11 protein-coding genes are annotated in these 13,988 nt (G+C 40.0%); 5 read left to right on the top strand and 6 right to left on the bottom strand.

The annotated features are described in order from the left end of the window. Positions 1–193 precede the first annotated feature (193 nt). Positions 194–1,342, top strand: coding sequence for a hypothetical protein (locus AC1HJP_RS10895; RefSeq protein ID WP_480361835.1), 1,149 nt, complete (start codon positions 194–196; stop codon positions 1,340–1,342). Between the two features lie 22 nt (positions 1,343–1,364). On the opposite strand, the gene AC1HJP_RS10890 is transcribed toward AC1HJP_RS10895, so the two are convergent. Beyond that, positions 1,365–1,832, bottom strand: a complete 468-nt coding sequence (locus AC1HJP_RS10890) for an Lrp/AsnC family transcriptional regulator (RefSeq protein ID WP_475159508.1) — start codon at positions 1,830–1,832, stop codon at positions 1,365–1,367. 139 nt (positions 1,833–1,971) lie between these two features. Between AC1HJP_RS10890 and AC1HJP_RS10885 the strand changes: the two genes are divergently transcribed. Continuing rightward, entirely contained in the window at positions 1,972–3,144 is a 1,173-nt protein-coding gene (locus tag AC1HJP_RS10885) for a PrnB family protein (RefSeq protein WP_480361834.1), read from the top strand. A 4-nt stretch (positions 3,145–3,148) separates the two neighbouring features. Beyond that, the gene (locus AC1HJP_RS10880; protein WP_480361833.1) at positions 3,149–4,240 is read left to right on the top strand and encodes an aminotransferase class V-fold PLP-dependent enzyme; all 1,092 of its coding nucleotides are present in this window, start codon (positions 3,149–3,151) and stop codon (positions 4,238–4,240) included. Between the two features lie 76 nt (positions 4,241–4,316). On the opposite strand, the gene AC1HJP_RS10875 is transcribed toward AC1HJP_RS10880, so the two are convergent. From AC1HJP_RS10875 to AC1HJP_RS10865, 3 genes are all read right to left on the bottom strand, one after another. Further along, positions 4,317–4,796 carry a hypothetical protein gene (locus tag AC1HJP_RS10875; RefSeq protein WP_480361832.1) on the bottom strand — a complete coding sequence of 160 codons (480 nt, stop codon included), beginning with the start codon at positions 4,794–4,796 and terminating at the stop codon, positions 4,317–4,319. Positions 4,797–5,048: 252 nt separating this feature from the next. Beyond that, the gene (locus AC1HJP_RS10870) at positions 5,049–6,035 is read right to left on the bottom strand and encodes a hypothetical protein (protein WP_480361831.1); all 987 of its coding nucleotides are present in this window, start codon (positions 6,033–6,035) and stop codon (positions 5,049–5,051) included. Between the two features lie 104 nt (positions 6,036–6,139). Beyond that, positions 6,140–8,164 carry a winged helix-turn-helix domain-containing protein gene (locus AC1HJP_RS10865; RefSeq protein WP_480361830.1) on the bottom strand — a complete coding sequence of 675 codons (2,025 nt, stop codon included), beginning with the start codon at positions 8,162–8,164 and terminating at the stop codon, positions 6,140–6,142. Between the two features lie 138 nt (positions 8,165–8,302). On the opposite strand from AC1HJP_RS10865, the gene AC1HJP_RS10860 reads away from it, so the two are divergent. Continuing rightward, positions 8,303–9,460 (top strand): alpha/beta hydrolase, encoded by a 1,158-nt coding sequence (locus AC1HJP_RS10860; RefSeq protein WP_480361829.1) that lies wholly within the window; start codon positions 8,303–8,305, stop codon positions 9,458–9,460. 76 nt (positions 9,461–9,536) lie between these two features. Here AC1HJP_RS10860 and AC1HJP_RS10855 read toward each other — a convergent pair whose 3' ends face one another. Beyond that, entirely contained in the window at positions 9,537–10,007 is a 471-nt protein-coding gene (locus tag AC1HJP_RS10855) for a hypothetical protein (RefSeq protein WP_475159532.1), read from the bottom strand. Positions 10,008–10,247: 240 nt separating this feature from the next. Between AC1HJP_RS10855 and AC1HJP_RS10850 the strand changes: the two genes are divergently transcribed. Continuing rightward, positions 10,248–12,416: a M3 family metallopeptidase gene (locus AC1HJP_RS10850; protein WP_480361828.1), complete on the top strand. Its 2,169-nt coding sequence runs from the start codon at positions 10,248–10,250 to the stop codon at positions 12,414–12,416. A 67-nt stretch (positions 12,417–12,483) separates the two neighbouring features. Here AC1HJP_RS10850 and gdhA read toward each other — a convergent pair whose 3' ends face one another. Continuing rightward, positions 12,484–13,827, bottom strand: coding sequence for an NADP-specific glutamate dehydrogenase (gene gdhA / locus AC1HJP_RS10845; RefSeq protein WP_480361827.1), 1,344 nt, complete (start codon positions 13,825–13,827; stop codon positions 12,484–12,486). Positions 13,828–13,988 lie beyond the last annotated feature (161 nt).

The raw sequence follows: 13,988 nt of genomic DNA, 5'->3' as shown, positions 1-13,988 counted from the left end.
TTTAGTCGCTCTCGTTCAATATAAAGCTCCAACCAGTTAAAGGAGTAGCGACATTCAGCATCAGCAGAATTCGTTCCGCGCAAGGATGCGGCCTTTGTTGGCACTTCCCAAAACGCAGGTTTGGCCGCTCTTTTGAGCGGTCTTTTTTCAATCTTCTTTGTGTATTAAAAGGTATTTAAAGGGTAATTAAATCATGGTCGACAAAGAGCATAATGAAACTGAGCAGACCCTAAAAACAGGGTTATTAGACAAAACTAAAAGCCATTTAAAAGGGCTTGTGCTAGGTGGGTTTGGGATCGTGTCTGCGGCTGCAATACCCGTATGGCAAATTTACTTTGTAGAAACGTCCGAGGTGGCCATAGAGATCACTTCAATCAGTCGAATTGAATCGGATCATTTTAAGGTTGCCCTTGATACCGATGAGCTGCAAATGCTCGAGCCTTACATTCCTGAATACTTGTTGTATGAATTTAATCACTTGGGGCAGAGGGGTGATAAAATTGACTTTCCTGAGTTCTCTCTTGGCACTCTATTTACTGCCTACGATAAAGCAAAACAAGACCTTAAAAATATCTCAATCACAAAAACAAAGTTACAACAAAGCATAGAGCGTATAGACGCTTATTTAGACCCCGCTAATCAACAGTATCCGTTGGATGAGTTTCGTGTCAGTGAATTAAAAAGCTGGGACTTGAGTAATCATATCGATGACGCCGAAGCACAGTATTTTGAAAATCAAGTGTTAGCCATCACACGAGATTATTCGCAAATGGAATTTAATGCCCAAGCACAGCCCGCCCTCAATCTGGCGGCATTGGCATTTCTGCTTAATGATGTGAAAGAAGATATAACGGATGTGATCCGTGAGTCGAATAATCGCCATGAACGTTTAAGAGATGATATTCGTAATATCGAAACACAATTACAAAAACTAAAAGACCAGCAGTTTGAGCAAAATACGTTTTTTACTGTGGATGCCGTTGTGTCAAACTCGGGTAGAGCGAGCACATCGCTTCGACCTTTAGCACTGATGCGAGTGCAAATTAGTGATAACAACTATGTTGATATTCGCCTAGAGCAGCAACGTTATTCAGATCAATCTGAGTTACTCCCATCTTCAACCAATATGTTAAGTTACCGCTCATCAGAGCTATATTCTTTTCCGAGTGAAGATCAGGCATTGATCAACACCTTTTGGGGGAGCACTGGGCGCGTGCAAATGTATGCGATGGACACACAGCAAAATGTATTCAGTTCAAATCAAATTGCCTTTGTTGATAATCGAAACCAAAAAGTCATTTTAGATAAACTAAAAGAAGTGGCCTCAAAGCAAATGCAGTAACTTATTAATTAGGGCAAAGCTTTTACGGCGTTTTCAAAGGCAACTGATTGCGTGAGAAAGTCTGTTTTAACACAACGGTGGATTCAATTGCTGCGATACTGCTGATCTGTCCCAACGATTTTTTTACGAAGCTTTCGTAGTGGCTTAAATCTTTGGCGACTATTTTTAGCAAATAGTCATAACTGCCTGTGATCACCGAGCATTCCATGACTTGCTCAAGGGCTTCTACTTCGTTTTCGAACTCATCGGCGAGCTTATCAGTATTGGCATTTAGCCTGACTAGGGCATATACCAAAATCGATAGGTTAAGCTTTTCTCGGTCTAGAATGGCCTGATAGCCCTTAATAATACCTTCTTGCTCAAGTTTTTTTATTCTTCTAAGGCAAGGGGTGTCAGATAAATTAACCTGTTGTGCCACTTCAGTGGTTGTCATTCGGCCACGATACTGTAACAGGTCTAAAATGGCTAAATCTTTACTATCAACACGCATGTTGGTTAATTCCGCTAATTTTAATTGTTATCTTATTAAATATCACTCATTGAGGGCGGAATAATCAAGTTTATTGGTGAATTTTTATCACAGCCTACTGCTACTATTAATTTATCAATACCAATAAGAATAAAAAATTATGACAGCATGTACACGAGAATTTGATGCTTGGATCCGCAGTTCATTCTGCGAGATAAACTCACAACTCGAAACCTTGTATTGGCAGCAAGAAGACAAAGCGAATGTTGAACATGTCGGTGAAGCATTAAAGCAACAATTGCAGATCGAAGGCACAGAGTTGATCAAAGCTTTAGTTACCGAAGGCAATACCGATGAAGGATTCGATAATGCCTTTGATTTACTCGGCAATGTTGGCCTCTATATGGCAGCTTGCAGACGCCATGAAATAACTGAGCCGAGCCGAGAGCGTACTTCACCCTTAGTTGAAGCTTCTACATTGGCAATGCACATTGGCGCGTCGATAGGCGTCACGCCGCGTTTTGCCACTGCGCATTTAACGACACACAACACAGCGGTAAATGGAGTGTATAAACGCTTTACCGATCTCGCAGACGAAAAAACCTTCGTCGATTACAACACTAAAGGCATTCTGGCCTATAAACGCGCTGCTGACGCCTTGTTAAAAATCTTACCGTTGGGCGTATCGCACCCAATCACGGGCGATTTATTAAAAGTTGCTAAATATGCGCTGCAAGATGTGATTGACTCTAACCAAGAGTTGTTTGATAAGCTCGACACCGACCGATTTTTTTACTGTGTAAGACCTTATTACAAACCACATAGAGTGGGCTCTCAGATTTATCGTGGTGCCAATGCTGGAGACTTTGCTGGTATTAATGTGATCGATATGCTGCTCGGGTTATGTGTTGCCAATGAGCCTAGCTATTCGCAAATGCTGGTGGATAAATTCTTATATATGATGCCAGAAGATCAGCAAATTTTGCGTGATTGTATGCGACGCACGAGTTTGATGGATTCATTTTTAAACCTTGAAAACCAGCATAGTGCTTCTTGGTATCAAGAGAATGTATCGTTATTTTTAGAAGTGTGCGAGTTACACGGCAAAGGCGCGACTCAGCATCATAACCAATTGGTTGATAAGTATATTGCGCAGCCTTCAAACTCAATGGCAGAGCAACACCTAGATAAAGTAACAGCCAGCGGCCCGCCACTGTCAGTCTTACTTGGCTCACTCGAAAAACTTCGAGACCGTCGCGCCGCCAATCAGCGAGAGGACATTTTTACTCGTTATCACGATATTCAAAAACTCAAAGCCACGTTAAGCAGATAACCAGATGAAACAAGATTTTGTATTACCGAGTGAAGCGTACTTATTGAATCACTCGGTTGGAAGACCACTAAAAAGTGCCGAAACCCACTTTAAACAAAGCTATTTATCACCATGGCAAGATTCGGGCAGAGAGCCTTGGCAAGCTTGGCTGGCAATTATTACTGAGTTTCAACAGGCGTTGGGTCGGCTGTTTAACTCGTCATTTATGCAGTTTTGCCCGCAAGTTAATTTATCGAGTGGACTTACAAAACTCATAATGGCTTTACCTGAGCTAAACGAAAATAGTGTCGTGCTAATGAGCGCACAAGACTTCCCAAGTATGGGCTTTGTGATGCAAAAAGCACTCCCTGACGGGGCGACAATTCGCTATATTCCTGAACACAAAGACATCACGCAAATTGACGTTTGGCAGCAGCATTTAACTGCCGATGTTGATTTAGTTTTTGTTAGCCAAGCCTACTCAAATACCGGGCAGCTCGCGCCTGTCAATGACATTGTAAAGTTTGCCAAAGCCAATCAAACCCTAAGTATTATAGATGTTGCGCAATCAGCTGGTGTTATTCCTTTAGATTTAAATAAGCTTGATGCTGACTTTATGATTGGCTCAAGTGTAAAGTGGCTATGTGGGGGCCCAGGGGCTGCCTATTTATGGCTTAACAGTAAGCATATTGAGCGATTAGCGCCAAAAGATGTAGGCTGGTTTTCTCATGAAAACCCGTTTGAGTTTGATATTCACCATTTTGCTTATCACGACAGCGCCTTGAAGTTCTGGGGCGGTACACCCAGTGTTGCCCCTTACGCTTTTGCCTCGCACAGTATTGATTATTTTGCAAAGCTTGGTGATAAGCTCAGGGCGCATAACCAAGACTTAATAGACTTACTGATCCAACATCTGGGCGAACAAGTGGTTTCACCGCACGATAGGAATCGTCGAAGTGGCACAGTGATTATTAAGCCTCATAAGGGAGTAGAAGCAGTTTTAATTGAATGTGCTAAAGATGGAACAAGCATAGATGCAAGGGCACATGGACTGCGTGTTTCACCGCATATTTACAATGACGAAAAGGATATTATGAGACTTGTGAATATACTCTAGATAAATTTTCAGTATTGGACCGAGAAATTTACTATAAAGCCATTAGTGGTCACTAATGGCTTAGATGCTAAACGTGTTAAGCTTTAAAAAAATCAGCCTGAACTTTACACTCTGTATCAGCAATAAGCTGAGTTGAGTCTCCAGAAAACTCGATATTACATTGACCCGGAAAATTATTATCTAGAAAGGCTTTATAAATATGCGCTTCTCTAAGTAATAGCTGAACGCTGAATTTTACTGTTTCATCGTTGATTAGATGTTCTGGTCTAATCGTGATTAGTCCAATTAAAGTTTCCTTAAAGTTTTCTTCTGGCAGTTTTCCAACCATGATTTCTTTTGTACGTGAAACGATAATAGTATAAAGCTCTGGGCCTTTGACCCAATTAAATCCCGAACATATTCCACTTGGAGTCTCTTTTACCTTAATGACACATGAGGCACCATGATCGTACCATTCATTAAACGAGTTTGTCGCATTTACATTCAATGTGAAAAAACATGTAATACAGTAAATGGCAGTAGATATGGCATGTTTCATTTTATTTTTATACGGCATAGTTTAAATTTCCTTATTAAGTTTTTAATTCTTTTGAAAAAGTAAAAACGCTAAATGTGTCAAAAATAAAAAAACTATTTTGCAACGCTTTTATAGCACCTTACTTTCAATCTGCTCTTTTGTAAAACTTATAGGAACTAACCTATTTAGATAATCAATTTATAATTTTTCAAATAGCTAAAAGCTTAATATTCATTGAGCGTATTTTTAGTGTAAATTCCCACCTACGGATTATGAGGCTTTGCTATAGCTCTACCTCATACCTTCGCACCACGGTGCAGCTAAATTTGGTTCAAGCAAAGGCTCTTTAGGCTGCCTTTTCTGGTCTGGTGGAACAAGCACCTTTAGGTTTAGAGATTTAAGTAATAATCTGACATTTTCACTGGCGTCATCATGACCCATTAAAAGTTTAACTAGCTCAGAAATATGTTGAGTCCGTAAGCTCGATACATTTTCTATGGCTATTGCATGTTTAACTTCATCTAAAAAAAGCAGGTAGTCATGATTTTCGATTGCATGCTCACGAATTTTGGTTTCTATATTAGCGCGATACTCTTTGTATAACGCAAGGTCTTGTTTGATGAGTGCAGTGGTCAAAATAGAGAATGTGAGTCGAACTGAATCTCTATGTTTATTTTGTAATTGAAATAACTTTTTGGCCTCTAAAAAGTGGTTAAGCGCCTTATCAGCTTGCTCAATATGCAGAGCGATATTACCGCGCACAATATGAATACCTGCACTGATATTGGCATCTAAGACATCAAACTCAATTGAGTCGAGTAATTGAAACCCGACAGATGGTTGTCCTTGAACACGGTAGGCTGTTGCTATGTTTGATTTCAGGGCCGCTGTGTAGTTAATACTTGTGGTTTTTGTTAAGGCGCAAGTAAAGTGCTGTATCGCATCTTGGTGTTGATTATTTTGCCTGTATGCCACACCAATATCATTAATAATATGCAAAGCTTTTTTTTCTGTTACGGCTGCAAACTGCTTTTTTTTCAAGGTTGTTAAGATATTCGTAAAGCTTTGCCAATCATATACATTGATTGCAGCCTTGATAGCGATACGATGAAATTGGAGTGCGTCTTCGTTAAAGGTATTTTGGTACTGGTGTTTTTGTCTTTTGTACTCTGCTAGCGCTTGCTTCGGATTGTTTTTTTCTAGTTGAGATAGATTCTCTATTGATTCAGAACTGACAGTTGCAGAGGCTGACAATAACAAAGACAACAATAGACTCATAAAAATGACCAAGCAAAACCGAGCAATATAGTTATTGTAAACGTATTGTGATTTTTTTAATAATACTAATTTGCTACTTAACTACGCGCTTATTTGAAAAACACTTAGTTAATAGATATATGGCTTGAAACAATATCAGCGTCATTGTCTAGCCAATGCGAGTAAAAATAGATGAACTGCGCGGTTTTCTCATCATAATAGGCGCTCGAAACAAAGTCAGCTTCTGGTGGTAAGGCAAATTTATCTCGCTCTGCTAAGTTTGTTGATAACGTCACTAAGTGATTTTTACCATTGTCTGTTCTGACATGAACCAGAATTTGATGCTCTAAACTGAATGCGTGCACAATTTCGCCGTCATTAAATGACCACGCTTGGTCACCTTGTAAGTTAAAAACTTTATTGCGGTCCCAAACAGTTTGCTGATTTTCATTACTAAAAATAATTGTACCGCGTTGATTAAATACTGTGGCTGAGCCTTTACTTAAATCAAAGTGCAAGGACGAGTTTGCTTGGCGAGTTGTTGTGATCAAAGTGTTGTTATCTTCTGACCAATGGTCAACTCGCACAATATAGGCATCTGATTCTAAGGTTGTAAGTTGATTGGTGGCAAGATGATATACAAATGCTTTACCCGAGGCGGCAAAAGCAAGTTCAGTGTTATCAGCAGACCAAATGGCTTTGGATATAAAATCACTTCGTAGACGATTGTTAAAGATCACCTTATCTTGTTCATTTTGTCTTAGAAATAACATCGGTAGTCCATGTTTTTGAGAAACAAAGGCGATTTTCTCTCCATCTGAAGAAACACTTGCAAGGTAGTCTTCATATTTACTGTTAGATTTAAATGCCCCTTCAAAATTAGAAAGAATGTCTATATTTTCGCTAAAAATCGTTGCGACTAATTTGCTATTTTGCAGCGAGACTTGAGTAAGCGGTGAGGTATCGAAAAACTGAACAGGAACAAGCTCTACATTGTTAATTTTCTCGTTATTTAGAAATTTACCATCGATCATTCTTACTTCAGGCTTAAGCGTATCAAAAAGTAAAAGTTGTGCTTTAGGTGCATACCAAGCAAGGTGGTAAATAGATGAAAAGCCCTCTTTTATCGAAGTAAAATCATAAGCTTGCCTGTCAAAACGCATTATTTTTTGGGTAGTTTGGTTTTGAGTAAGTGATACAAACACTGAATCGGGCGCCACTGCCAGTGAGTGTACTCGTGTACTTAATGGCAATGGAGCTAAAAGGTCTATGTGTTGCTTTTCAACAGAGAACTCTGCGAGAAAAGGCATCGATTTATCTGCTATTTGTTGAGTCGCTACAAAATAGATATGCCCATTAGTAGACGTAGATAGATGATCAACTTGGGTTACATCATCTGGCAAACTGATGCTGTGCTTAAAGGTAATGCGGCTATTTTCAGCTTCATATATTTTTAGCTGTATCCAACCAGTTTTTGGCTCTTTAAAGCTGACAATAATTTTATCATTATCTAACCAATCAAACACAAAGGGCTCATGCTGCTTTAGTAAAATATACTTGTTTGTGTTAAAAAGCGTTTTTAAAACTAATTCATAACCATCCTGTTTTTGTTGCATGAAAATTAGTTTTTCAGCATCAGGTGATAGTTTACCTCTAGATTCTTGGTGAGTAGAGTGGGTTAGCGCTTTTGATTTTGCTATAGATAACTGTGCCTGTTGTTGTGACGGCACAATAAACTCAAATGCCAAGAGTATACATAGCATGCAGGCTGCACTAATAAAGACCAAAGTTTGATGTAATTTGGGTTTATTGGTTGTCTCTTTATCCGTTATTACTTTCTTTATTTCTGGTGAAACCTCAAGACTGTAGCCACGCTTTGCATGTGTCTGAATAATTTTCGCGGCTTTGCTGTCGTCTTTTAAAGCCTTTCTTAATAGTGCGATCAAACGTTGCAGAGAGCTGGGGGCAAATATGCGATTAGGCCAAACCTGCTCGTATAAAAACTCTTGGCTGAGCACTTTCTTTGGGTGCTGTGCAAACACACAGAGCAATGCCATTGCTTTTGGTTCAACTAATTCACAGGTTTCTCCATGACAAACTTGATTTCTCTTTGCATCAATGAAGATATTATTTAGATAAAACTTGTCCATGGAAGTCATTTAACGTATTGATAATAATAGTTATAAAAAGCCTAAGTTATTCCTAAGAGAAACATTGTTGCGACTTTATCGCGTTCGAATCTACTCGGTTATAGAGTGAGTCCTCTGTTTGTTTATAAGGCTTTTCTTATGGTTACTTTTTTACAAAAATTCGATTATGCGCGAATAGTTTGGCTGCTATTAGCATTCTTCATTACCCCTATAGCAACCGCGCAGGCGCCTAACATTACTAAAATAAAATCAAAAGTCTATGGCGAAACGAGAGAAATTCTCGTGTCTTTGCCTGCGAGTTATCAGCAAGATAAAGACAAAGTCTATCCGGTTATTTATTTAACTGACGCAAATATGCAGATGCCTCATGCTTCTTCTATGATCCATTACCTAGCGGGTGGAATATCAGAGTTGATTGTTGTGGGTATTCAAACCTTTGACCGTCACAATGAGCTAAGCCCGTATCATCAAGATGGCACTGTATTTAGTAAAGAAGAAGGTGCTGAAAAGCTGCTGACTTTTATCGAAACTGAGGTGAAGCCACTGATACATCAAACCTATCGAACTGCGCCTTTTGAGATATTGAGTGGTCATTCTTTAGGCGGCCTATTTACTATATTTACTTTTGCACGCCACCCCGAGAAATTTAATGCGTACTTTGCATTGTCACCAACCTTAGCTTGGGCTGATGGCAAGCTTTTGAATGAGATAGAGCAAAGTCTAGTGAGTTCGGCAAATAATAAAATACTTGTGGCCTACAGTGAAAAAGAGACCCCATTCATAGAACAGTATGCTGCTTTTGAAAAATTCTTAGCATTATTGAAAACAAAAGCACCTAACTCTCTTGATATAAATGCTCGATTTATTTCAGGTGAAGATCATATGACGATTGCACACCTTGGGTTATACCATGCGCTAAGATATACATTTCGAGATTGGTGGCTGTCGAGCAATACTGTGGTGGGAGCACCAGAAAAATTTGATGTGCACTATAAGCGTTTATCGACTCGATTAGGGTATAAGGTGATACCTGAATTTAATGAGCTATGGGGGCTAACAGCTTATTTGATAAGAGAGCAGCATTACGACGAAGCCTATTATGTTATTAACAAGTGGCAGGCTTTTTACCCAAAGCAATCGGCACCTAATTATGAGCTAGCCAGGCTATTTCTTGCTCAAAGTAAACCTTACCAGGCTGCCAAATCTATTCGGTTGGCTATTGAATACGCAGCACCTAATTCAAGACAGTACAGAAGGAGTAAAGACCTTCAACAAGAGATTAAGGATAAACTTTGAAAGTGATGAAGTGATGAAGTGATGAAGTGATGAAGTGATGAAGTGTTGAGCGGTATTACCGCTCAACAATTTAAAATTATGGTTCAATCGGACAGAATTGACCGCCGTTTGGTACCCAAACACTGCGAGTTTCCCAACGGCAATTATATGCAACTGTTTTACGCTCTTGTTGAGTGAAGAAAGTATCATGTTGATGGACATAAACACCGCCCGGAGCATAACCATAAGGGCCAGGAATTGTCCAGTCATTAGGACAGCTTTGACTAGCCAGTACAGTTTTAGTCGTCCAATCAGGATAAGTTGTCATTGAGTTTTTATACATTAACTTGTAGTGACACGTTTTGTATGCAATATCAGTGAGCTCAGTGCGATAGTCACACACACGAACACGACGCTCATCCCAATAACCACCACAGTCAGGGCTTGCAACCTGAGTGTCGTAAAAAGTATTAAAGTCAGTTGTTTTTATTTCTTTTTCAGCAGTGTTAGCTGCTGCATTAAAAGTCAGTGCAAGAAAAACACTTGCAATCAAAGTTGTAGTTTTCATTTCAAAATCCTTTGAAAAATTAAAAGAGGTACAATTGTTAATCTTATGTTTTGGTTTGTAAATACTTTACCTGTTGAATAATTTTAATACAGAAAGTTGAAATTAATTACTGAGATAAATGAGATGATTTTAGATTTTTAGAGACAATTTACATTTAGATACTATTCTCATCGCATTTATTATTGCACTGATTGGTTTGCCTCGTAACATAGAGGGGTTAACAAACTGAGAACATCTAAAATGAAACTAAAAATCTCTCTATTAAGTGCAGCGGTTGTTGTTGCACTGAGTGCGTGTAGCAGTACACAAAGTACATCACAACAAGTTGAACCTGTAGTACAAAAAGTTGAAAAGCAATACGACAATATCTTATTGCAAAAGTACGCAGGGCCGTATGACGGCGTACCGCAGTTCGACAAAGTCACAATTGCGGATTTAGAACCAGCACTGGATATTGCAATTGCTGAAAACCTTGCAGAAATTGATGCCATTGCAAATAACCCAGAGAAGCCAACTTTTCAAAACACCATAGTGGCACTTGAAGCGTCAGGTGAAGCTCTGGACCGTTTATTCCCATACTATGGCATTTGGGCAAACAACAACTCAAGTCCAGCATTTCGTGAGTTACAAGGTAAATTAGTGCCTAAGTTTTCTGCGATGAGCTCTAAGATCACGCAAAACAAAGCGTTATTTGAGCGTATTCAAGCAGTTTATAATAGCAATGAGTTTAAAAACTTAACCGCAGAAGAACAGCGTATTACTTGGATGCGTTACAACGGTTTTGCGCGTAACGGTGCAACACTATCGGGTGACAAAGCAAAGCGTTATGCTGAAATTAACCTAGAGCTGTCAGGCTTACATTCTAAGTTTGGTAACAACGTACTGGCTGATGAAGAAAACTATGTCGTTTATCTTACAAAAAATCAGCTAGCTGGTTTACCTAAGTCATACATCTCTGCAGCAGCGGCAGCAGCAAAAGCGCGTGGTCAAGAAGGCAAATATGCCGTAACGAATACGCGTTCATCAATGGACCCATTCTTAAAGTATTCTGAAGAACGTGAACTACGTAAGCAAGTTTGGCACAACTACTACAATCGTGGAAATAATGCGGGTGAAAACAACAACCGTGATGTGATCAGCCAAATCTTAAAGCTACGCCATGAACGCATTCAGCTATTAGGCTACGAAAACTATGCACAATGGCGTTTAGAAGATCGCATGGCAAAAGCACCTGAAAATGCTATCGGACTTATGAACAAAGTATGGCCTGCTGCGATTGCTCGCGTAAAAGAAGAAGTGGCAGACATGCAAGCTGTCGCTGATAAAGAAGGTGCGAATATCACTATCGCACCATGGGACTACCGTTTCTACGCTGAAAAAGTACGTAAAGCGAAATACGACCTAGATTCAAACGAAGTAAAAGAATACCTTCAAGCGGACAAGCTAACTGAAGCCATGTTCTATGTGGCAGGTGAGTTATTCGATTTTACATTCACACCAGTACCTGAGGGGTCAGTGCCAGTTTTCCATGAAGACGTGAAAGTATGGGAAGTGAAGCGTAAGTCTAACGGCGAGCACGTTGGCTTATTTTACCTTGACCCGTTTGCTCGTAAAGGTAAGCGTTCAGGTGCATGGGCAACGTCATTCCGTTCACACACCACATTCCAAGGTAAGACAAACGTATTGAGCACCAATAACTCAAACTTCGTGAAAGCACCAAACGGCGAAGCAACACTGGTTTCTTGGGATGATGCGAATACCTACTTCCACGAATTTGGTCATGCGTTACATGCGCTTTCTTCAAATGTGAAATACCCAAGCTCGAACGGCGGTGTACGTGACTATACAGAGTTCCAATCTCAGTTATTAGAGCGTTGGTTATCAACTGACGAGGTGATCAATAAGTACCTTGTTCACTACAAAACGGGCAAGCCAATGCCAAAAGAGTTAATCGAGAAGATCCAAAAGTCTTCGACGTTTAACCAAGGCTTCTCAACAACTGAATACTTAGCCTCTGCGATTATGGATATGAAATTCCATATGACAGATCCTGAGCTAATTGGCGATCCGGTTGAGTTTGAGAAAACAGAACTTGCTAAGTTAGGCATGCCATCTGAAATCGTAATGCGCCACCGTACAACGCACTTTGGTCATATCTTCTCTGGTGAAGGTTACTCGGCAGGTTATTATGGTTACCTGTGGGCTGAAGTATTAACCTCAGATGCAGCAGAAGCATTTGCAAATGCAACGGGTGGTTTCTACGACAAAGACTTAGGCGACCGTTTAGTTCAGTACTTATTCTCAGTACGTAATGCAATGGATCCGGCAGAAGCTTATAACAAGTTCCGTGGTCGTGATGCAGAAGTAGGCGCGTTAATGCGTGACCGTGGCTTCCCAGTATCTGAATAATTTTTAGCAGTTAGCTTTAAATAAAAGACATCAAGCCCAGCGGTTGCTGGGCTTTTTAGTGTTAAAACTAGACCACACCATAGGCCAGCATGGCATCAGCCACTTTAATGAAGCCCGCGATGTTGGCACCTTTGACATAATCAACGTGACCTTCATTTTCACCATATTGCACGCATTTATCATGTATTTGCTTCATGATGTTGTGCAGTTTCTCCTCAAGCTCGTCGTGCGACCAAGACATACGAATGCTATTTTGCGACATTTCTAAAGCTGATACAGCCACACCGCCGGCGTTTGCTGCCTTACCTGGCGCATACAGGATTTTATTGTCATGAAACACTTTTACGGCTTCCGGCGTACAAGGCATGTTGGCGCCTTCAGATACCGCAATACAGCCATTATCAGCCAATTGTTTTGCATCTTCCTCTGTTAACTCATTTTGAGTAGCACAAGGGAAAGCGAGTTGTGCATTTATATGCCAAGGTTTTTTATTTTCAAAAAATTCGCAATTAAACTCACTGGTCAATACATCGAGTCGTTTGCGTTGCTGGATCTTAATTTCTTTAATTTTATCAAGTTGTACTTGCGTGAGGCCATCTGGAATAAATAGTGTGCCGCTTGAATCAGAAAGCGTGAGCACTTTGGCATCAAGATGTATTAGCTTTTCAGCGCAATGAAGCGCAACATTACCTGACCCTGATACTAAGCAAGTCTTGCCTTTAATGTCGTGCTGGTGGTAAGCGAGCATAGCTTGCATAAAAAACGCATTGCCGTAACCTGTCGCTTCGGTACGAATGAGGCTGCCACCATACTCAATGGCTTTGCCTGTGAGTACACTTTCGACTCTATGGGTGATGCGCTTGTACTGACCAAATAAATAGCTAATTTCTTTAGAGCCAACGCCGATATCGCCTGCAGGAACGTCCATATTAGGGCCAATATGTTGATAAAGCTGTGTCATAAATGATTGGCAAAAGCGCATGATTTCTCTATCTGATTTACCTTTAGGGTTAAAATCAGCGCCGCCTTTACCTGCGCCTATGGGTAAGGTCGTTAAGCTATTTTTAAAGGTTTGTTCAAAACCCAGAAATTTCAACACGCTTAAACTGACAGAAGGGTCAAATCTCAATCCGCCTTTGTATGGGCCTATAGCATTGTTAAATTGCACTCTATAACCACGGTTAATACGAATATTGCCCTGATCATCTTCCCAAGTGACACGAAAAGAGACGACTTTATCAGGCTCTGTCATTCTTTCTAGAATATGCGCTTGGTGATATTTTTTATTTTGATTAATAAAAGGGATTACAGACTCTGCAACTTCTTTGACTGCTTGGTGAAATTCAGGTTCATGTGGGTTCCGTTTAATGAGCCCATCCATAAAATGCTCTAGGGTTAAATCATCGTACATATGTTCACCTGTTAGATTTGTGCGTTGTTCCAAAAAGAGGGCTATTTCGCTATTTTTAGCCTAGTCTAATTCCTAGGGATTGTGATTTATTCTTTTGAATTTCAAGTTGTTTAGTTGATATGCCCTGTTTGGCTATTTAGATCAAATGTTACCAATTGTTT

This window comes from Pseudoalteromonas sp. NFXS53 (genome assembly GCF_056629255.1).
Note: the sequence above shows the minus strand (reverse complement) of the source record. Positions and strands in the feature narration are given on the sequence as shown.